Origin of the sequence: Xenorhabdus ishibashii (assembly GCF_002632755.1) — a bacterium.
GTDB lineage: Bacteria > Pseudomonadota > Gammaproteobacteria > Enterobacterales > Enterobacteriaceae > Xenorhabdus > Xenorhabdus ishibashii.
In genome coordinates this window covers 23565-40367 of record NZ_NJAK01000001.1, presented here as the reverse complement: position 1 = coordinate 40367, position 16803 = coordinate 23565, and the positions used below count along the sequence as shown (strand labels likewise).

Below are 16803 nucleotides of genomic sequence, written 5' to 3'. Positions count from 1 at the left end.
CAATAATTCTGTGTGGCGAGAAGAGCTCTGATTAAGCAGGTTAACCTACGAATACCGTGACACGGGTTACTTCTTTGTGAAAATGTGTCTCGCGTTTTCTGGAAGTGTGATTAGCTTAATGATTGTCGTTCACCATCGTGAAATATCGCCTCACAATTTCCCTGCCAATCTCCATTGAAGCCGTGGCTGCCGGTGAAGGTGCATTACAAACATGCAGTGAACGAAGGCCTTTCACAAAGTGAAAATCATCCACTAATTTGCCATCAATGGTCAGGGCTTGAGCGCGTACGCCGGCTGGCCCTGGGGTGATATCTTCTGGCTGCAAATCAGGAATAAGTTGGCGGGCATTTTCGGTAAAAAGCGGGCGAGAAAAGGAACGTCGCATTTCAGCCATACCTTCACAAAAATAACGTGTGGCGATTTTCCAAAACCCTTTGTAAGCCAATACTTCTGCTAAATCCCGTAGGTTAAAATCTGTTTTGTGATATCCCTCGCGCTTAAATGCCAATACAGCATTTGGGCCAACATCGCGTTTGCCATTGTGCATTCGCGTAAAATGAACGCCGAGGAAAGGAAAATCAGGGTTAGGTACAGGATAAATCAGATGGTTAACCAGATAGTTTTTGTTGCTATCCAGAACATAATATTCACCACGGAAGGGAACGATTTTCATCCCTGTCTCATAACCTGCCAGCTTGGCAATTCTGTCACTGTGCAATCCGGCACAATTCACCAGCCATTTTGCCTGATAACGGGTTTGCTGAGTTTGAACTTCAATATAATCACGATGTTCGTGAATACCTTCAACTTGCTGCTGATAATGAATATCTCCACCCTGACTTTGAATTATTTCAGCCAATTTTGCTGCAATTTCTGGGTAGTTTACGATCCCCGCATCCGGTACTAATATTGCTTCAAGGCCGTTGACATAAGGTTCTCGCTCTTTCAATTGAGCTTGTGAAAGATGGCTTACTTCAAGGCCATTTTTCAATCCTCGCTGATAGATATTTTCCAGCAAGGGAAGCTCCTTGAGTTGTGTGGCGACAATTACCTTACCGCAACGGTCGTAATATAATCCATGTTGCTGACAAAATTCATATATCGTATGGTTGCCTTGTTTCGCCAGTTGTGCTTTTAAACTTCCGGGGGTGTAATAAATGCCGGAGTGCACAACGTTACTATTGTGACCACTTTGGTGTACAGCCACACTATTTTCTTTTTCTAATATCAGCAAGCGCAAGTGCGGATGCTGTTCTTGTAAGGCATTAGCGGTGCCAAGCCCGACCAATCCTGCACCAATAACAATCACGTCATACATTTTTAGAATGTTCCTCATTATTTTTATTTTTTACATGTTCCGATTTATTGCGTAAGAAATGCATGGTTCCTGCCCCGATAATCAATACTATTCCGGCCAAGTCTGTGAATATGCCCGGTTTGATTAGCAAGATCGCGGCAATAGCGAAGAGAATTCTTTCTAACCAATGAGTTTTGTACATCCAGAAATTAGCGCTGGCAACGGAAAGTGAATAGATGCCAATCAGTGCAGTCAGGATCATATAACCAATAGACAGGACGTTTAAGTCACCACCCTGTATCAATAAAGCGGGGTTGTACACCAGAATAAAGGGAATGATAAAACCGGGTAGTGCCAGATGGACGGCATTCCATGAGGTTTGCATTGGATCAGCGCGGGCGATGCTGGCCGCCGTGTAACTGGCTAGTGCGACAGGGGGGGTAATATTGGAAAGTGCACCAAACCAAAAAACAAAGAAATGGGCAGCTAATGGCAAAACCCCAGCCTTGATCAATATAGGTGACACCGTCACTGCAACAACAATATACAAGGCAGTTGAAGGTAGTCCCATACTGAGGACAATACAAACTACCATAACAACCAGCAGGATCATCCAGAGTGTATTGTCGGTCAGAGATACGATATTGAATGCGAGTGTTGATCCAATGCCTGTCATGGTGACAACACAGATAATAACGCCAATAGCCGCACAAGCGACAGTGACCTGAATAGCCCCGCGGGCAGCTTCATTCAGAGCCGCGACGATTTTTCTGGGCGTCATGCGTACAGAAGTATCTGGTGTGATCCAACTTGCGATAATAATCGCGATAATGCCAAGGAAACCGGCATAAATCGGCGTTTTTCCAGTCAATAAAGTTCCAATCACGATAAAGAGTGGCAACAATAGCAGGCCTCGGGATTTGAGTACCGCTTTGACTTGGGGAATATTTTCCTTGCTGACACCTTTCAATCCTTGTTTTTTGGCTTCCAGATCAATGGCAATAATCAGGGCTGAGTAGTAGAGCAGAGCTGGAATGATGGCCGCAATCACAATGGTTGTGTAAGAAATCCCCAAAAAACCGGCCATGATAAATGCCGCTGCTCCCATAATCGGTGGCATAATCATGCCCCCCGTTGATGCCGCCGCTTCGACAGCACCGGCAAAACGGGGAGACAGGCCGATGTTTTTCATCAGGGGAATAGTGAAGGTTCCGGTTGTGGCAACGTTGGCAACCGCACTGCCACTCAATGAACCTGTCAGGGCAGAGGAAATAACTGCAACCTGGGCAGGACCTCCACGGCGACGTCCAGCCATTGCCATAGCCAGGTCATTGAATAATGCCGTTGCACCGCTGACACTTAAAAATGCACCAAACAGGATAAAAACAATAATTGCTGTTGATGCCGTGGAGAGGGTAATCCCGAAAATCCCTTCACTGGTCATAAATAAACGGAATAGCAGACGTTCAAGTGAAAATCCGGCATGACCGAAGATTCCCATAAAATAGTTGCCAAATAGAGCATAAATGATGGAAAAAATGGATAAACTCGGTATGAAATAGCCGGTTGTACGCCTTGCTGCTTCAAATAATACACCGATACCTATGACAGACATCACATAATCTGTGGTATCAGGAATGCTGTTGCGCACAACATGTAAGTCAGTGTAAGTAAAATAAAAATACCCATAGCTGGCTAATATGAGCAGAATAAAAAAGTAATCCCAATAATTAAATTTAGGGGTTGAATAACGTTTGGACATCGGAAACAGAATAAAGCCTAACACCAGAATACCAGCAAGAAATGTGGCATTACGATTAAATTCCTGCGTATTGGATAACGCATTGGAATAGATAGCGTAGAGGGAAATAGCGATGGCAAGTATTGTCGTGAACTTCAAATAGAAGCCAATTAAATGGCGGCTGCCTGATCCTGCTTCTTTATCCAGCTCCATCGTGGATGGTGTTACATTATCAGTATTCATGGTGACTCCATAATATTATGGTCAAAACATGATGGGAAAATTACGTTGAACTTTATGATTCCAGGTCAAAAATCATTACTGGCTGTCTATAGATTTAAGTTCTGGAGGCACAAGATAGTCAGGAATATCCAGGCCAATTTCGCGATAATATCGATATGCACCAAGATGTAATGGTACGGCAACACCTTTCAATGCGTTTTCAGGCAGAATGTATTTACTTAGTCACACCTTATCATTAACAGTCACGCGTAATCATGGGTTTTTAATTAATATAATGATTTTAATTGTAATTTTATTTATTTTCTGCTTTCCTTAAGCATAAATAGTCACAGAGATTCATCAAATGTCATGAAAAAAATGTACATAACGATGTACATAAACTACATTAAAAGCTGTATTACTTTTTGAGGAAGATGATATGGCAATTACTGATTCTTGGCTCCGTTCTATTAATGGTAGGCCTCAAGAAAAAATCACTACCAAGTCAGATAGGGATGGTCTGTCTGTTCGTGTGACACCTAAAGGAAAAATCATATTTCAACTCAGGTATCGCTGGAACGGGAAAGGGGATCGAATTGACATCGGAACCTATCCAGCAACTAGCTTAAAAGAAGCTCGTGACGCTGTAACTTCCTACCGTGGAGAATTGGAACAACACCGTAATCCTAAAATAGTTAAACGGATACACAAAGAGTCAGCATTAAGCGCTGTGACCGTAGAGGAATTAATACGGGAGTGGTGGAAAATTACAATGCAGGGAACAAAGGTTAATGCTGATAATATATTACGTTCTTTCGAAATTTATGTCTTCCCAAAAATCGGCAAATTACCCCATGACGAGCTGACACTTCATGTCTGGCTTTCTTTGATTGAAGATGTTGCCAAACAGGTTCCTTCTATTGGTGATCGCATATTAACATATTCTAAGAAGGCTCATAAGTGGGCTGTTCGGAGGGGAATAACCAACCTCACTCCATTATCTGATGTAGAAAAAAGTGATATAAGTGGAAAATATATAGATGACGATACCGATTTAGATTCTGAAATTGGCGAAAGAACATTGAGCGAAGAAGAATTGGTGGTTCTTTTCTGTGTTATTAATAACCCTAAATATAATCCACGTAATGCACTAATAATAAAATTGTGCTTGTTATTTGGTTGTCGTATTGGTGAGCTATTGAAAGCCAAAGTTAGCGACTTTGACTATGAGAAGAATGTTTGGATTGTTCCTCCTAAAAATCACAAGACAGGCAGAAGATCTAAAAAACCCATTATTAGACCCATTATTCCTGCGGCTAAGGAGTTAATTGGGCAGGCGAAGAAATTAAACTATGGGAGTGAATATCTGCTTACTGTGCGCCGTGGAGAGTCATTTACAAAGAGAAGTTATTCTAACATAATCTTAACTCTCAATAAAAAAATGTCTGAATATCTTGGTGATTCCTATGTTTCTTGGTCAATCCACGACTTACGAAGAACCATGCGCACCGGAGTATCTGAATTAACATCGCCTCACGTAGCTGAAATCATGATTGGTCATAAACTACCGGGTGTGTGGCAGGTGTACGATAAGCACACCTACCTAAATGAGCAGAGAGAGGCATACGAGCGCTGGTGGGATAAGCTGACTAAAATTGTTTCCCGCCCTCCCACTCAAGAATATCTTGCCGTAAAAAGTTAAGCTGGTCAGATTTAAATCTGGGCTTTGGGAAGCCTTCTCTTTTCTGCTTCCCATTGCTGCACCACAATCTTATTGTGTGCGGTTTTACACCATACCGATCTGCCAGTTCCTTTGTTTTGATGTAGGGTGATTCTGCCATCACTCGCCTCCTTTCTGATATCCATTTTCCAAAATAACCCTCGCCACCTTTGCAGGTGTTGCTTTATCACCCCACGTTGCGCCGAAAATAATGTCGCTCAGTTCTGCTATGAGAATATCGCTCAAATTCTTCGGTCTTGCGGAGTAGGGCACCTCATCGGGCACCCCGTTCATGATGTCAATAACGAGTTCGGCGATTTCCTTTTCTCCCCGTTCTGGCTTACGGTATCCAGAATGCCAGACTACATCGGTGATATCAGCAGGATCGCCCCAGACTGAGGCGATGATTTGAGTCAGGTGGAAGGAGTTATTGGTCATTTTTGTCCATATCCTCAATTAACTTACACGCTGCGGTGATGATATCCATGTCAATTGTGTAACGTATATTGTAATGACCGCATTCGGTCTCTCCACAATCGTTACAAATGTCTCGAATCACCTCTTTTAATTTTTTGTTTTCTTCCCGTGACTTCACTAATGCCTGAGCGGTATAAAACAAAACATGATCTATCAATCTTTGGTTATCATCTCCAATTGGTTTATCTAAATTAGCCGCTATGGCCAATTGCATATCACGCCAATCATTAGAGCCATCGGTGACTGCGACAGTCAGGCTGTCTGCGTGATTCTCATGGATATTGACCAGAACAACTGGATTTTTAATTTTATTCATGCCCGTTTCTCCTCTACTACTGGCGCAGGGACATCATCCATGTAGCACCAGTGGGTGACCTCATCGTTTTCGTGTTCTGACCATTGTTGCGTGTCAGTATTCCAGTAGTCGTAACCTGCACGGGAAATGGAACCAAAAGAAACATAAACAAGACACAAAGGAACCCACTTATCATCATCTACAGGCATCCTGTCCTGAACGCTCACCCAAGGGATTACTTGGGCTTTCTTGCTTTCATTTGCCTTCTTCAATAACCAATCTGCCCACTCGCGCCCGTCGTCAATATGACCGGATAAACCAATTTCATTCTGTGCGTTATCGATGTTGATCATGATTTCTTGCCCCTTTTGTTTTTCTTCGGAGTTATCTTCACTTCTGCCACTTTGGGTGTCCACCAGTTCACGAATGCCTTTTACTCCATCGACAATAGCGACGTTGATTTCTGTTTTTCCAACTTGCATCGTGAAGTGATCGCCGCCGTTACGGGTCGTTACGTCGTGATAGATGGAGGCTGCGTAAGTATTCGCGAGTGCGTTGAGGCGAAAGTTTTTCGTTATCATGTGAGCCTCCTCTCAATGAAAGATCGGCGTAGAGTCAAACTCACCAGACTCGACCGCTTCGATTAAGCTATCGTGCAGGATAGAAAGTCCCTCACGCCCTTTCTCGGATAACCAGTTACCTTCCTCTGGCTGCTTATTGACGAAATCCATGTACATTCTGACCGCCATATCCGCGCCTTCTTTGCTACCGCACTGCTCAAAGGCGATCCCCTCAATATGGGTTGCCAGCATCAGGCGTTCTGCTAGTGGGTATACCGTGATTGCAGATGCACCATTAATATAGATAGCGGCGGTATCAGTGCCGCCCTGACCGTTATCAACCTCACGGGTGCCGTTTCTGTCTATTTGCTCTTGCACGAATGAAGCTGACACAATCCACCGCCACAACATCAACCGTTGTTCATTGTTTGGCTCATAAAAGCCCGCTTTCCAGCCATGAGAGAGAGCCAGTACCAAATCAAAGCCCAGCAATAAATCGCGGTCATACTGACCTGCGTCTAATGATTTCAGTGCCTCTACATAACCTACGATTTCAGTATTCGCCGCCTCAGTGATGACAATCACGCCATACTTGCCGTAATCAAATGCTGTTTCAGTGTGATGAGGCTTTTTCATTATTTGACCTCCGGCGTATAAACCGCTTTGTCATGCTGGTATTCACCGTTCCAGCTCTTCTTCATGGGAAGCTCGCCTTTCATGTACAGGGCGTAAAGACGATGACAGCCTTTTTCCAGTAGCACAGCAGTACGGGTGATAAAGGGATCTTGTCCATGCGGCTTTATCTCGTTTTCGTCTTCGGTGAGGTAGCGATCACGGGCGTAGGAAGCGACACGCCAGCGCGGTTTTTTCTCCGGGTCTTTCTGCTCGTTGTAGAGCCAGTTCCGCTCCATCGCCCACCACATGATCTTGGCGGTATTCACCCCGTTCAGGCCTTTGCAGAAAGCAGGAAGGGTTATGCCTTTGGTAAAGTGTTTTTCCAGACTGCCAACCGTTGCACTCAGGGTTTTGTTCTCACCCTCAAGGCGTTCGACATTTTCGGCATACACAGACAACATGGAACGTAACTTCGCGGGATTACTTAACAGTTCCGCTTCGGTTGTGATGCTGTCGCGGCGGGTGAAATAGAACTCAGTCAGATCATCGAAGTAATTCCAAGCCTGGTCTGTTTCTAACATCTTGGAATGGTTCGCTGCGCCGCGTTCTGTCCAGAGATAAAAGGAGCGTGCTTTACTCGAAATTTGCACACCTCTAAATGAGTTGCGCAAAATTTCGACTTCATTACCTTCGATGCGGTGGTAATGCTTGCCTTCAATAAAGCGAGATTTGTTTCTGTTGAAATTGTTCGTGATTTGCTGGGTTGTCGCACCATACCCCGAAGCTAACTGCTCGGTCGTCACAACACGCTGACCGCGATACTCAACGATCTGTAATTCTTTGGCTGATACTGGAACTAATTCATTTTTCTTGCTCATTATTTCGCTTCCTTAAATCCAATCTTCATTTTTTTCGCTAAACGGCGCTGTTTTCGATTTAATGGCATCTGAATTTGATCGCCGGTTTTTTTAAAGTTAGAAAGGTGCTTACATACATTGGTGTAATCAGCTACCTCGTTGCGTTCTAGTCTGATTCCTTGAGGAATAGTCATTCCCGCAAAACCCTGTTGAGTTCTACTTCTTTTTCTTTTCGCCATTACCACCCCTCCTGTATTTTGATTTGTGCTTTCCGGACGCAGCGCAGATTATTCTTGGTACACTCTTGTTCTTGCTTGTAATCTTTGGATAAAGAAAGAGCATCACCCCATTTATCAGCAGCACGACGAAATAAATTCTGGCTTTCTAATTCTTTGGCTTCTTGTATTGCTTGTTCATATGCTGTCATTATTCACCGCCTGTTTATTCATGTGCCTTTTTAATGCTGCGGCCATTCGTTTATTTTCTTTTTGGCTTCTTAATGCCGTACTATGGCAATGATGTAATGAATGTCTTTTTTTGTTATGTTCTTGACGATATTCAGCCCAGAGTTGATTCTTTAAATTGGTGGCTACATTTTTGGCCTTTTCCCAATATTCGGCTGCAAGGTCGTACTTTTCTTCTTTCTCTTTTTGGGTGGCTGTATCAGCAAGATATAAATAGGATTTATTTGTCATGTTATTGGCTCCGTTTTCTTGGCAATAAGTTTTAATATCTCATTCATAAATTCATTACCTTCTTCGGTTAAATTTCCGAACTTGGTATAAAAGCTGTTATATGTCCCTATAATAAGTTTTTCTGCTTCCTGTTTGCTCTTGAGTTCCTGTACATATATTTCAAAGAAACGAATTAAGGCTACGTTTAATATTTCTTCGTCCAAATCCAGTTGGTAATTAAATCTTCCCACTTTGACTACCACAGAGTGACAATCATGTTTCTTTTGTAATGCATTCAATTTAACGTGAATAAATGCCTTTCGCTTTCTTTCAAGTAAAGTTGATTGTGTCATTTTCTATTTCCCGTTTTCAGCGTAAGCGATCCCCCAGCGATGGCGCTGTAATTAAATTTTGTTTGTTATTTTATTTTGTTTGTAATGAGCAGAGTTTATTATCTAATTCCATTAATTCATCATATACTCTTTTATGTTCTTCCATTTTCTTAGCGTGTTCTTTTTTAAGTCGAAGGAACTCCTTTTCTTTTTTAATATCGTCTTGTAACTCATTTAATATCCGAGAATGCCTCAGTATAAACTCAGGACGCATTTCACCAAACATCAGTTTAGTTGTTCCGTCTTCCTGTTTAACTTCTTTTAAAGGATAGTTGCTTTGTCTGCATTCATCATCAAACTGCTCTTGCGCCCGAATATAAGCTAATTTATTCAGTGCACCGCTCTCAGTCAGATAGGCTTTATTAGCACCACGAACGACGTAAACTTCACGTGTTTCAATAGTAATATCTTGGCCTGTGGCGATTTCGATAGGTTTTAGGGTTGTCATTGGTTATTTTCCTTATAATTTATAATTGTGTTAATTACAGAGACGGATATTATTTATTGATATTCTATTCCTCGGACTCGTGCTATTTCTTTGCCTATATTACACACTGCAATCAATGCAATACTAAGTAATTGTGCACCGGTCAGACTTTTATCCGTATCAATTAATAAAGAAACATATGTTCTTAGATTTTCTATTTCACTCGCAACACCTTCCAATTCATCGAATGCCTGATTATCTGACATGATATAATCTTTATTTATGTCCCTTAACCGCTGAGCTAAATTACATGCCTGACGATGCACACCACGACATATTAAATAAGTATCCGGTTCTGCTTCATTCTGAGTTGCAGTTACTACGGGAAACATCGCGGCTTCAATTTCTTCTGCAATTTCTACGGCGGTTTGTAGTTTGTTTGACATATTCCACCCTGATATATTTATTCGAAGTTATTGTTTAATGCATTAAGGTCACGATACTGACACATTGACAATCTATGCGCGGCTCGTAACTTTAAATAAACATCGGTATCTATATCTTCCTCAGCTAATTTTAATAATGGTGCTAATAAAGCCTGCATTTCTTCATTAATTTCCAATGCATTCTCTAAATAAGATTTATCACCAACTGATATTTTTGTTTTCATATCATTCTGTCTCATTATATTCTTGCTGAATACGTTGATATATTTCCTCACGGTGCACAGAAATACCTTCGGGTACTTTAACGCCTATTTTAATTTGATTGCCGTTGATACCTAATATTACAACTTCGATATCATCACCTATGATGATTTTCTCTTGTCGGCGACGGGTTAGAATTAACATTTATGCCTCCTTGATCAAATTATGCTGATTTACCTTTTTATTTTACCTTTCAGGTGGTGCTACTCTTAACCGTTCTCATAACAAAAAAAGGTAATTAAGCATGCTTAAATCTACACTCATTGCTAAATGCTTATTGCAATGCCGTATGATTTCAGACCTCAGCACCGGAGAAAATGCAGTAGCAAGCATTTTTAAGGAGTATTTCCCACAACATTCATTTAATAAATGGAATACTCATTTACCCGATAACGTGATTAATTTTTATTTAAAAGCCACTAAAGGCAGCAGCACAATTCATGTTGATTCATTCATTAAAGATTTATGGGATCTTTAATCGCAGCAAATGCTTCATGTTCATGAATTGTCGTTTTCCCAGCCAAATTAGCTTCATGTTCCAATGAGGTACTATCAACTGATAGCGCCTCCAACACCGCTTTAAGGAAAAATAAATAATCAGCCGATATTGCAGATTTTGTATTCAAATAACACAAAGGTGCGCCGTTGACCCGTAATTCAATTATTTTTTCGTTGTTACCATTTGTGATTATTTCAGGTTCTTTCTTTTGCATTTTATTTCCCCTCAAAATTAATATTATTTACCTTGGTTACAATTAACTATTTGACCCATCCAGCCGTAAATGACATATAAGGGTGCTAATAACCTTCTTGCTTCTTGTTCATCGCGCGCTTGAGCTTTAACACATATAGGGCGTGTTTGTTCCATATTGGAGCGTTCAATTGCGCCGAAGATAAATGTTTTCATGAGTCATGCTCCTTGGAAATGAAATATTTTTTCAATTCTTGATATTCATTAATAATATCCTGAGCTTTTTTGTTGGCTTCGCTTGGGTTTTTAAAAACGTCAACCAATATCATGTATCTACCATTTCTCTTGTAAAGTATATAAACGCAGTCTTGGAATACCTTTAGAGAATAATTTGGGATTGGTTCTTCATGTTTTTGATTTGCCATATAAGTGATAGGTATGTGTTTTTTGAACTCATTTTTATTTCTTATATCCATAGCATAAGGCTCTTTTTTATTTAAATTATGATATCCACTGATTTCAATTTTCCTTATTGGAAATTAACTGGAGTTACGGCCAACCATCTGTCAAAACCCCTTTTAACCCTTGGTGATTACTCTTATCACCTTGCTGCAAATAACGTTATCACTAAAGGTTTAACTAGTCTATACCTAAAGTGATAAAAATTTAATTTTTCTATTATGCTATTGAAATTGAATGAATTTAATTCAATGATAGATAAATTGTTTTTTACCTTGATAATTACGTGAATTTAAGTAATATTTAAAGCACTGTATGTAAAAACAGTGCTTTAGAATAAAAGGGGGATGATTTGGAAGTATTTCGAGTGAACCCAGGAGTCTACGCAAGGAAGATTGAAGTTGAAGTTGAGGATGGGGATTATCGCCTCCGCTTCATTTCACGAAATAAATATACAATAACACCTATAATTTCAACATTGGGAGACACGGCTATCAATGGCACTCTGCTGTCATCAACAGACAAGAAATCCATAGAACCACCTTGCACATAACGATAAACAGAGTAGTTCTTTCCTATGCGCGCATAAACTAAATCGTTATTGGCTGCTTCCACTAATTTGTCGATAACGATCAATGTTCCCTCTGGTGCTTCTGAGCAACCAGTATTTTGAGTAATTCTATAAGCTCGACACGAAGCAAGGTCTTTAGGTGATTCCGAAAACACGGGCACCATAAATACTTCGTTTGTTTCATTCTCTTCGTCATAGATTTTTACAGCCATTGAGTGGCTGTAGTGCATAATAGCTATGTCAGAGTCATCCATTTGATATTTATCACCGCTTCCATCGCTAAGCCATTCAGGGCGAACCCCCAGAACTTTCGCTATATCGACAAGCTTTCCCGTCTTTGCTGCCTTTCCAGAAATTAATTTCCATATCATGGATTGAGCCATATCCGCTTCTTTTGCGAGAGCGGACTGTGTAAGCCCTCTTTCTTTCATGGCTTCTTTCAGTCTATCTGCAAGAGTCATATCTACCTCGTTAGATTTTTTACTAATTCTATCTCTAAAGTGATAGGTTTACAAATATACCCATAGTGATTGATTTATATTTAAAGTGATAATATTATCACTATAGAGCTAATGGAGGGATAAATGAAGAACGTAGCAATAGAAAAAATAATAAGCATTGCGGGAAGCCAAACGAGGCTAGCTGAAATTTTAGGGTGTAGACAGTCACTTATAAGTTCATGGTTATACAGAAAAAAGAGAGTTTCAGTCTCTTTGGTTCCTGACATTGTGGCGTTTTCAAACGGTGCAGTCCAAGCCCACGAACTACGCCCCGATCTGCCCAAAGTCTTCCCACCGCCCACGGAGGCAAGCCATGAATAACATTCAGCCGGTGGTTGTTTCTGTACTTGCGCTGGTGGTCATTCCGATCTGGGGTGTGTGGTTGTTGTCTGTGATCGGGATTTAGTTATGGGGCACTTTCCTGACTACATCAAAGTCACCATGCCATCGCATTTCTACCCAGACGATGGCGCATGGATTCAGGAGATGCTGGGGAAACTACGGGTTAGCACACGGGCAAAGATAACTGCCAAGTACTCAGAAGTGTATCAGGCGGCATGGAATGAGGAACCCGTTTCATACCGCAAAGACAACGCAGCGCGACGAGCTGCCAACATCCGGCTCAGGGAATTTGTTGTGAAGTACGAAAGAGCGGCGCAGGGGTATACGGACGAGCCGTTGAGGGTGGTTAACCAGTAATTAATTTTGGAGTTTATATGTATCGCCTAACTAGTACATCGATAGGGAAGAGGACCAGGGGGGTAAGGGGGGATTGGGGAGTTCAGTAAGGTAAAGCACAGCCAAGTAAGAACACATTACTTAAATAGATCTCAGTAGGGAATACATAAGTTAATTAAGTGCACTAATAGGGTTTCAAAAATCGCTGTACTACCCAAGTGATACAAAATAACCATTGAGGAAACAAAAATGAGCACAGAACTGAAAGAAAAATTAATCACCTTGCTGGAAGAGCAATTTCTCACTGTCGCCGACATGCAGAACTTTGAAGCGGTACTCACAGCAAAGATCCGTGAGCAAGGCTGGTTCCTGCAAAAGAATTTCACCGTGACCGGATTAAGCGATGGCCGAAATGGTCGCGTCGATTACATGGTGACCACTCGCGCAGGGGCGAAATGCGCTATCGAGGCTGACAACCGATCACCGCGCAAACGATCACTGTTGAAATTAAGCGAGCTGCCCGCGGGTATATCCGGCTTCGTGCTGCTCAAAGATGGCAAGCAACCTTTGCGTTACAGCGTGAACGGGGTTGATGTGATCCGTGCTACCAAGTTCAGGTGCTAGCAAGGGCTGAGAAGTCACAGAAGTTAGGAAAGGTTGTGCTCTGGCAGTGAAAATTATTCAAGTGAGGGTATCGATGTTAACGAAGAATGGAAATGTAAGAGGGTGCAAGAAACCGAACAGCGACACTTTGGCGAGCAAAACTGTTCAGGCTCTTGCAGCAGGTACTAACGAAAAGTTACCTGCGCAAAGTATCGCACGGCAACACAGAAAAATAAAGGGAGTAACATCATGCTAGAAATTACCCCCAACTTTGCTCAGGAACGCGCGCTAAACATGCTGCGTCAGGACTGGAAGAACTTTAACTCTTTCATGGTGTACGCACCCACAGGCGCAGGCAAGACTGGATTATCCGCATTTATCACCTACGGCTTTATGTCAAAGGGAATGCGGGTTCTCTTCGTTGCCCCATTTACCGTCCTGATAAATCAGACTGCCCAGCGCTTTATCGAGTATGGGTTACCGGAAGATGAAATCGCTTATATCTGGCGTGATCACCCCAATCAAGATTCGTCTAAGCTAATTCAAATTGCGTCGGCGGACACGCTAATTCGCCGTGACTTTCCCGAAGATATCGATCTGCTGGTGATTGATGAAGCACACCTGAAACGCAAGAAGATACTGGAAGAAATCACCCGACTGACAACCGAAACAGAGTGCAAGGTCATTGGCTTGTCGGGCACACCGTTTTCGCCGTTCCTCGGTCACTACTACCAGAAGCTGATTAAGCCGACCACGATAAAAGAGTTAATCCAGCGTGGTGATCTGAGTAGTTATGAGTTCTATGCCCCAACAAAACCTGATTTAACGGGGGTGAAATCCTCCACCAATCCGGTATACGGCAGTGATTACAAGGAAGATGAGATAGCCGAAATCATGTGCGGGGCTGACTTGGTGGGGGATGTGGTCAGTAGCTGGCTTAAGCTGGGTGAGAACCAGCCCACGATTTGTTTTTGTGTCAATGTCAGCCATGCCAATTTTATCACGGTCGAATTCAATCGCGCTGGTGTTAACGCGAAAGTCATGACTGCCAGTACGCCGCACGAAGAAAGAGATCTGATTATCCATCAGTTTGAGCAGGGTGCAACGAAAATCATCGTCAATGTGGGCGTGTTGGTGGCGGGTTTTGACAGTGATGTGCGGTGCATTATCTACGCTCGACCCACCAAGTCAGAAATTCGCTGGCTCCAAACAATCGGCAGAGGCCTGCGTACTGCCAAAGGTAAGGACAGGTGCATCATTCTGGATCACTCCGGCACAGTCCACCGCCTCGGTTACCCTGATGATATCGAGTATGACGAGCTGCCCAGCAAAAACGACGGCATGAAAACCCGTGACAGTTACCGCGAGCAGGAGAAGCGCGAGAAGTTACCGAAAGAATGCCCCTCCTGCCATTACATGAAACCCGCAGGCGTTTATGTCTGCCCGAAATGCGACTTTAAGCCGCTATCAGGTGAAGATATTGAGGTCGATACTAGTCGCACCATCCAAAAACTCAGCAAGAAAGAGCGCATCTACACACAGGCCGAAAAGCAGAGCTTCTACTCACAATTAAAGTGCTACCAGAACCAGCGCGCCTCACAAGGAAAGACTATCAGTGATGGCTGGGTATCCAACACGTTTAAAGACAAGTTCGGCGTCTGGCCGCGTGGGTTTCATGATACCCCGCAGGAACTGACCCCCGAAGTGAATAACTTTATCAAACATAAACAGATTGCGTGGGCGAAATCCCGCAAGAAAGCGGAGCAAGCGCCGCCGTCCAGTGACGAACAGCAGGAACTGAGCCTTGAGGCTGTACAACGTCGGGTCAGTGATATCCGCGAGCACTTTGGTATGTCATCCAGTCAGGGAGAAGCACGATGAACAGAATAAAAACCGCCGATGCGGTTATTGGGCGCTGGCCTGAGATCTTCGCTTATTACAAATTGCCACCGGTGACAGGAAAGAGGCACTTCAAGGGCAACTGTCCAATCTGTAAGCAAAAAGGCAAGTTCCGCATTGATGATCGGGATGGCAGGGGAACGTTCATCTGCACCTGTAACGCAGGGGATGGCTGGAAGTTACTCACCCTGACACAGGGCAAAGAATACAAGGCGCTGGCTGATGAGATTGATCTGTTGCTGGGCATCCAGTCCGATAAACGTAGCGTGGGGAAAAAAGAGACCAATATCACCACATTCAGAAACAGAGTGACCGCCTGCTATACCAACTTATCCAACCTGAAAGGTACACAGGGCGAAGCCTATCTGCGAAATCGGGGCATTCATGTTTTGCCTGCTGACAATGTGAAGTACTGCGCCGAGCAGCCTGTTCGTAACGGGAAACTACAAGCTATCTGGTCATTAGTGACGGACGCTAAAGGGACATTGTGTTACCTGCACCGCACCTATCTTGATGGCGATAAAAAAGCGGACATCACGCCACAAAAGAAACTGGATGCGATGCAGGAAGATAGCTATCGCGACCATGCCCAGTCACTAGCGATCCGTCTTTTCCCAGTCGATTCGACATTGGGGATTGCGGAGGGCATCGAAACCGCATTGTCCTGTAAACAAATCTACGGGGTGAATACCTGGTCAGTGGTAAATGCGGGGCTTATGGAGCGCTTTCTGGTTCCCAAAGGGGTTAAGCATTTAATTATCTTCGCAGATAACGACTGGAGCGCCACAGGTCATGCGGCGGCAATGGTGTGCGCGACTAAAAATCTGAAAGCGAATAACGACTTAGAAAAGGTCAGTGTTCGTTGGCCTGACTTTGGGGATTTTAACGACCTGCTCCAGAACGGGGATCAGGCCAGAGAATTGGTATTTCCGAAAAAGACAGCGGAGACAGCATAATGCGTGATATTCAACTGATCATGGAACGTTGGGGAGCGTGGGCGGCTGACAATCAGGAAGGGGTTTACTGGTCGTCTATTGCGGCAGGATTTAAGGGGTTAATCCCAAACAAGGTTAAGTCACGCCCGCAGTGCTGTGATGATGATGCCATCATTATTTCCGGCTGCATGGCGAGACTGAACAAGAACAATAGCGAGGCTCATGATTTATTGTTCGATTATTACGTATTTGGTAAGACGTTTATGCAGTTAGCATATGACCATCATTGCTCTGATACGCACATTGGGAAGAGGCTACAAAAGGCAGAGGGCGTTATCGAGGGCATGTTAATGATGCTGGATATTTCACTGGAAATGGATAAATACATCCAGAAAGAGCCACTGGATATTAACCAACACCAATTATGCAGTAACTTTTAAAAATAAATCTTTACGATCGTAAAAACGCTGCTATTGTGATAAG

The 16803-nt window shown here is 42.9% G+C and carries 28 protein-coding genes; 8 read left to right on the top strand and 20 right to left on the bottom strand.

All coding sequences use genetic code 11. The annotated features are described in order from the left end of the window. Nucleotides 1-115: 115 nt before the first annotated feature. The 3 genes from lhgO to Xish_RS00295 all read right to left on the bottom strand — a co-directional run bounded on the left by lhgO (nucleotide 116) and on the right by Xish_RS00295 (nucleotide 3488). Nucleotides 116-1318 (bottom strand): L-2-hydroxyglutarate oxidase, encoded by a 1203-nt coding sequence (lhgO, locus tag Xish_RS00305; RefSeq protein ID WP_099116208.1) that lies wholly within the window; start codon nucleotides 1316-1318, stop codon nucleotides 116-118. Continuing rightward, on the bottom strand, nucleotides 1311-3281 hold the full coding sequence (locus Xish_RS00300) for a TRAP transporter permease (protein ID WP_099116207.1): 1971 nt from the start codon (nucleotides 3279-3281) through the stop codon (nucleotides 1311-1313). Before Xish_RS00300 ends, lhgO begins: the two co-directional genes overlap by 8 nt. A 75-nt stretch (nucleotides 3282-3356) precedes the next feature. Next, nucleotides 3357-3488: a TAXI family TRAP transporter solute-binding subunit gene (locus Xish_RS00295; RefSeq protein ID WP_279625650.1), complete on the bottom strand. Its 132-nt coding sequence runs from the start codon at nucleotides 3486-3488 to the stop codon at nucleotides 3357-3359. Nucleotides 3489-3699: 211 nt separating this feature from the next. On the opposite strand from Xish_RS00295, the gene Xish_RS00290 reads away from it, so the two are divergent. Beyond that, nucleotides 3700-4962 (top strand): tyrosine-type recombinase/integrase, encoded by a 1263-nt coding sequence (locus Xish_RS00290; protein ID WP_099116206.1) that lies wholly within the window; start codon nucleotides 3700-3702, stop codon nucleotides 4960-4962. A 138-nt stretch (nucleotides 4963-5100) separates the two neighbouring features. Here Xish_RS00290 and Xish_RS00280 read toward each other — a convergent pair whose 3' ends face one another. The 13 genes from Xish_RS00280 to csrA form a co-directional block, all read right to left on the bottom strand. Further along, the gene (locus Xish_RS00280; protein ID WP_099116204.1) at nucleotides 5101-5418 is read right to left on the bottom strand and encodes a hypothetical protein; all 318 of its coding nucleotides are present in this window, start codon (nucleotides 5416-5418) and stop codon (nucleotides 5101-5103) included. Further along, entirely contained in the window at nucleotides 5408-5773 is a 366-nt protein-coding gene (locus Xish_RS00275) for a hypothetical protein (RefSeq protein ID WP_099116203.1), read from the bottom strand. Before Xish_RS00275 ends, Xish_RS00280 begins: the two co-directional genes overlap by 11 nt. Continuing rightward, nucleotides 5770-6333, bottom strand: coding sequence for a hypothetical protein (locus Xish_RS00270; protein ID WP_099116202.1), 564 nt, complete (start codon nucleotides 6331-6333; stop codon nucleotides 5770-5772). Before Xish_RS00270 ends, Xish_RS00275 begins: the two co-directional genes overlap by 4 nt. Nucleotides 6334-6345: 12 nt before the next feature. Next, entirely contained in the window at nucleotides 6346-6948 is a 603-nt protein-coding gene (locus Xish_RS00265; RefSeq protein WP_099116201.1) for a hypothetical protein, read from the bottom strand. Then, a complete protein-coding gene (locus Xish_RS00260; RefSeq protein WP_099116200.1) occupies nucleotides 6948-7805 on the bottom strand; it encodes an ORF6N domain-containing protein in 858 nt (285 codons plus the stop codon). The genes Xish_RS00265 and Xish_RS00260 overlap by 1 nt, the downstream gene beginning before the upstream one ends. Further along, entirely contained in the window at nucleotides 7805-8023 is a 219-nt protein-coding gene (locus Xish_RS00255; protein ID WP_099116199.1) for a hypothetical protein, read from the bottom strand. The genes Xish_RS00260 and Xish_RS00255 overlap by 1 nt, the downstream gene beginning before the upstream one ends. Then, nucleotides 8023-8211, bottom strand: coding sequence for a PerC family transcriptional regulator (locus Xish_RS00250; protein WP_099116198.1), 189 nt, complete (start codon nucleotides 8209-8211; stop codon nucleotides 8023-8025). Before Xish_RS00250 ends, Xish_RS00255 begins: the two co-directional genes overlap by 1 nt. Beyond that, complete coding sequence (locus Xish_RS00245) at nucleotides 8198-8479, bottom strand: ANR family transcriptional regulator (protein WP_099116197.1); 282 nt, start codon at nucleotides 8477-8479, stop codon at nucleotides 8198-8200. The genes Xish_RS00250 and Xish_RS00245 overlap by 14 nt, the downstream gene beginning before the upstream one ends. Beyond that, on the bottom strand, nucleotides 8476-8811 hold the full coding sequence (locus Xish_RS00240) for a hypothetical protein (RefSeq protein ID WP_099116196.1): 336 nt from the start codon (nucleotides 8809-8811) through the stop codon (nucleotides 8476-8478). The genes Xish_RS00245 and Xish_RS00240 overlap by 4 nt, the downstream gene beginning before the upstream one ends. A 70-nt stretch (nucleotides 8812-8881) precedes the next feature. Further along, nucleotides 8882-9298, bottom strand: coding sequence for a hypothetical protein (locus tag Xish_RS00235; RefSeq protein WP_099116195.1), 417 nt, complete (start codon nucleotides 9296-9298; stop codon nucleotides 8882-8884). 53 nt (nucleotides 9299-9351) lie between these two features. Then, on the bottom strand, nucleotides 9352-9723 hold the full coding sequence (locus Xish_RS00230; RefSeq protein ID WP_099116194.1) for a hypothetical protein: 372 nt from the start codon (nucleotides 9721-9723) through the stop codon (nucleotides 9352-9354). Between the two features lie 17 nt (nucleotides 9724-9740). Beyond that, the gene (locus tag Xish_RS00225) at nucleotides 9741-9962 is read right to left on the bottom strand and encodes a hypothetical protein (protein WP_099116193.1); all 222 of its coding nucleotides are present in this window, start codon (nucleotides 9960-9962) and stop codon (nucleotides 9741-9743) included. Beyond that, nucleotides 9949-10128 carry a carbon storage regulator CsrA gene (csrA, locus tag Xish_RS00220; RefSeq protein ID WP_099116192.1) on the bottom strand — a complete coding sequence of 60 codons (180 nt, stop codon included), beginning with the start codon at nucleotides 10126-10128 and terminating at the stop codon, nucleotides 9949-9951. Before csrA ends, Xish_RS00225 begins: the two co-directional genes overlap by 14 nt. A gap of 100 nt (nucleotides 10129-10228) precedes the next feature. Between csrA and Xish_RS00215 the strand changes: the two genes are divergently transcribed. Further along, nucleotides 10229-10462: a hypothetical protein gene (locus Xish_RS00215; RefSeq protein WP_099116191.1), complete on the top strand. Its 234-nt coding sequence runs from the start codon at nucleotides 10229-10231 to the stop codon at nucleotides 10460-10462. Here Xish_RS00215 and Xish_RS00210 read toward each other — a convergent pair. The 4 genes from Xish_RS00210 to Xish_RS00200 all read right to left on the bottom strand — a co-directional run bounded on the left by Xish_RS00210 (nucleotide 10440) and on the right by Xish_RS00200 (nucleotide 12166). Further along, nucleotides 10440-10697 carry a hypothetical protein gene (locus Xish_RS00210; protein WP_099116190.1) on the bottom strand — a complete coding sequence of 86 codons (258 nt, stop codon included), beginning with the start codon at nucleotides 10695-10697 and terminating at the stop codon, nucleotides 10440-10442. The two genes, Xish_RS00215 and Xish_RS00210, sit on opposite strands and share 23 nt — an antisense overlap. 23 nt (nucleotides 10698-10720) lie before the next feature. Further along, nucleotides 10721-10891, bottom strand: coding sequence for a host cell division inhibitor Icd-like protein (locus Xish_RS18295; RefSeq protein ID WP_141553922.1), 171 nt, complete (start codon nucleotides 10889-10891; stop codon nucleotides 10721-10723). After that, entirely contained in the window at nucleotides 10888-11151 is a 264-nt protein-coding gene (locus Xish_RS00205; RefSeq protein WP_099116189.1) for a hypothetical protein, read from the bottom strand. The genes Xish_RS18295 and Xish_RS00205 overlap by 4 nt, the downstream gene beginning before the upstream one ends. A 403-nt stretch (nucleotides 11152-11554) precedes the next feature. Further along, entirely contained in the window at nucleotides 11555-12166 is a 612-nt protein-coding gene (locus tag Xish_RS00200) for a helix-turn-helix domain-containing protein (RefSeq protein WP_099116188.1), read from the bottom strand. Nucleotides 12167-12289: 123 nt separating this feature from the next. On the opposite strand from Xish_RS00200, the gene Xish_RS00195 reads away from it, so the two are divergent. The 6 genes from Xish_RS00195 to Xish_RS00170 all read left to right on the top strand — a co-directional run bounded on the left by Xish_RS00195 (nucleotide 12290) and on the right by Xish_RS00170 (nucleotide 16760). Further along, nucleotides 12290-12526, top strand: coding sequence for a transcriptional regulator (locus Xish_RS00195; RefSeq protein ID WP_099116187.1), 237 nt, complete (start codon nucleotides 12290-12292; stop codon nucleotides 12524-12526). Nucleotides 12527-12613: 87 nt separating this feature from the next. Next, nucleotides 12614-12904 carry a hypothetical protein gene (locus Xish_RS00190; protein WP_244185854.1) on the top strand — a complete coding sequence of 97 codons (291 nt, stop codon included), beginning with the start codon at nucleotides 12614-12616 and terminating at the stop codon, nucleotides 12902-12904. Between the two features lie 228 nt (nucleotides 12905-13132). Continuing rightward, entirely contained in the window at nucleotides 13133-13507 is a 375-nt protein-coding gene (locus Xish_RS00185) for a hypothetical protein (RefSeq protein WP_099116186.1), read from the top strand. A 228-nt stretch (nucleotides 13508-13735) separates the two neighbouring features. After that, nucleotides 13736-15367, top strand: a complete 1632-nt coding sequence (locus tag Xish_RS00180; protein WP_099116185.1) for a DEAD/DEAH box helicase — start codon at nucleotides 13736-13738, stop codon at nucleotides 15365-15367. Then, nucleotides 15364-16341 carry a DUF7146 domain-containing protein gene (locus tag Xish_RS00175; protein ID WP_099116184.1) on the top strand — a complete coding sequence of 326 codons (978 nt, stop codon included), beginning with the start codon at nucleotides 15364-15366 and terminating at the stop codon, nucleotides 16339-16341. The genes Xish_RS00180 and Xish_RS00175 overlap by 4 nt, the downstream gene beginning before the upstream one ends. After that, on the top strand, nucleotides 16341-16760 hold the full coding sequence (locus Xish_RS00170; protein ID WP_099116183.1) for an antiterminator Q family protein: 420 nt from the start codon (nucleotides 16341-16343) through the stop codon (nucleotides 16758-16760). The genes Xish_RS00175 and Xish_RS00170 overlap by 1 nt, the downstream gene beginning before the upstream one ends. The last annotated feature ends 43 nt before the right edge of the window (nucleotides 16761-16803 follow it).

What these genes read in the sequence shown, in the direction of transcription:
- Xish_RS00240 (WP_099116196.1), bottom strand. Translation starts at nt 8,811, where the DNA reads ATGACACAATCAACTTTACTTGAAAGAAAGCGAAAGGCATTTATTCAC.
- Xish_RS00245 (WP_099116197.1), bottom strand. Translation starts at nt 8,479, where the DNA reads ATGACAAATAAATCCTATTTATATCTTGCTGATACAGCCACCCAAAAA.
- Xish_RS00255 (WP_099116199.1), bottom strand. Translation starts at nt 8,023, where the DNA reads ATGGCGAAAAGAAAAAGAAGTAGAACTCAACAGGGTTTTGCGGGAATG.
- Xish_RS18295 (WP_141553922.1), bottom strand. Translation starts at nt 10,891, where the DNA reads ATGAAAACATTTATCTTCGGCGCAATTGAACGCTCCAATATGGAACAA.
- Xish_RS00190 (WP_244185854.1), top strand. Translation starts at nt 12,614, where the DNA reads ATGGGGCACTTTCCTGACTACATCAAAGTCACCATGCCATCGCATTTC.
- Xish_RS00235 (WP_099116195.1), bottom strand. Translation starts at nt 9,298, where the DNA reads ATGACAACCCTAAAACCTATCGAAATCGCCACAGGCCAAGATATTACT.
- Xish_RS00200 (WP_099116188.1), bottom strand. Translation starts at nt 12,166, where the DNA reads ATGACTCTTGCAGATAGACTGAAAGAAGCCATGAAAGAAAGAGGGCTT.
- Xish_RS00250 (WP_099116198.1), bottom strand. Translation starts at nt 8,211, where the DNA reads ATGACAGCATATGAACAAGCAATACAAGAAGCCAAAGAATTAGAAAGC.
- Xish_RS00260 (WP_099116200.1), bottom strand. Translation starts at nt 7,805, where the DNA reads ATGAGCAAGAAAAATGAATTAGTTCCAGTATCAGCCAAAGAATTACAG.
- Xish_RS00210 (WP_099116190.1), bottom strand. Translation starts at nt 10,697, where the DNA reads ATGCAAAAGAAAGAACCTGAAATAATCACAAATGGTAACAACGAAAAA.
- Xish_RS00230 (WP_099116194.1), bottom strand. Translation starts at nt 9,723, where the DNA reads ATGTCAAACAAACTACAAACCGCCGTAGAAATTGCAGAAGAAATTGAA.
- Xish_RS00175 (WP_099116184.1), top strand. Translation starts at nt 15,364, where the DNA reads ATGAACAGAATAAAAACCGCCGATGCGGTTATTGGGCGCTGGCCTGAG.
- Xish_RS00300 (WP_099116207.1), bottom strand. Translation starts at nt 3,281, where the DNA reads ATGAATACTGATAATGTAACACCATCCACGATGGAGCTGGATAAAGAA.
- Xish_RS00280 (WP_099116204.1), bottom strand. Translation starts at nt 5,418, where the DNA reads ATGACCAATAACTCCTTCCACCTGACTCAAATCATCGCCTCAGTCTGG.
- Xish_RS00170 (WP_099116183.1), top strand. Translation starts at nt 16,341, where the DNA reads ATGCGTGATATTCAACTGATCATGGAACGTTGGGGAGCGTGGGCGGCT.
- Xish_RS00195 (WP_099116187.1), top strand. Translation starts at nt 12,290, where the DNA reads ATGAAGAACGTAGCAATAGAAAAAATAATAAGCATTGCGGGAAGCCAA.
- Xish_RS00180 (WP_099116185.1), top strand. Translation starts at nt 13,736, where the DNA reads ATGCTAGAAATTACCCCCAACTTTGCTCAGGAACGCGCGCTAAACATG.
- Xish_RS00185 (WP_099116186.1), top strand. Translation starts at nt 13,133, where the DNA reads ATGAGCACAGAACTGAAAGAAAAATTAATCACCTTGCTGGAAGAGCAA.
- Xish_RS00270 (WP_099116202.1), bottom strand. Translation starts at nt 6,333, where the DNA reads ATGATAACGAAAAACTTTCGCCTCAACGCACTCGCGAATACTTACGCA.
- lhgO (WP_099116208.1), bottom strand. Translation starts at nt 1,318, where the DNA reads ATGTATGACGTGATTGTTATTGGTGCAGGATTGGTCGGGCTTGGCACC.
- Xish_RS00265 (WP_099116201.1), bottom strand. Translation starts at nt 6,948, where the DNA reads ATGAAAAAGCCTCATCACACTGAAACAGCATTTGATTACGGCAAGTAT.
- Xish_RS00215 (WP_099116191.1), top strand. Translation starts at nt 10,229, where the DNA reads ATGCTTAAATCTACACTCATTGCTAAATGCTTATTGCAATGCCGTATG.
- Xish_RS00275 (WP_099116203.1), bottom strand. Translation starts at nt 5,773, where the DNA reads ATGAATAAAATTAAAAATCCAGTTGTTCTGGTCAATATCCATGAGAAT.
- Xish_RS00205 (WP_099116189.1), bottom strand. Translation starts at nt 11,151, where the DNA reads ATGGATATAAGAAATAAAAATGAGTTCAAAAAACACATACCTATCACT.
- csrA (WP_099116192.1), bottom strand. Translation starts at nt 10,128, where the DNA reads ATGTTAATTCTAACCCGTCGCCGACAAGAGAAAATCATCATAGGTGAT.
- Xish_RS00225 (WP_099116193.1), bottom strand. Translation starts at nt 9,962, where the DNA reads ATGAGACAGAATGATATGAAAACAAAAATATCAGTTGGTGATAAATCT.
- Xish_RS00290 (WP_099116206.1), top strand. Translation starts at nt 3,700, where the DNA reads ATGGCAATTACTGATTCTTGGCTCCGTTCTATTAATGGTAGGCCTCAA.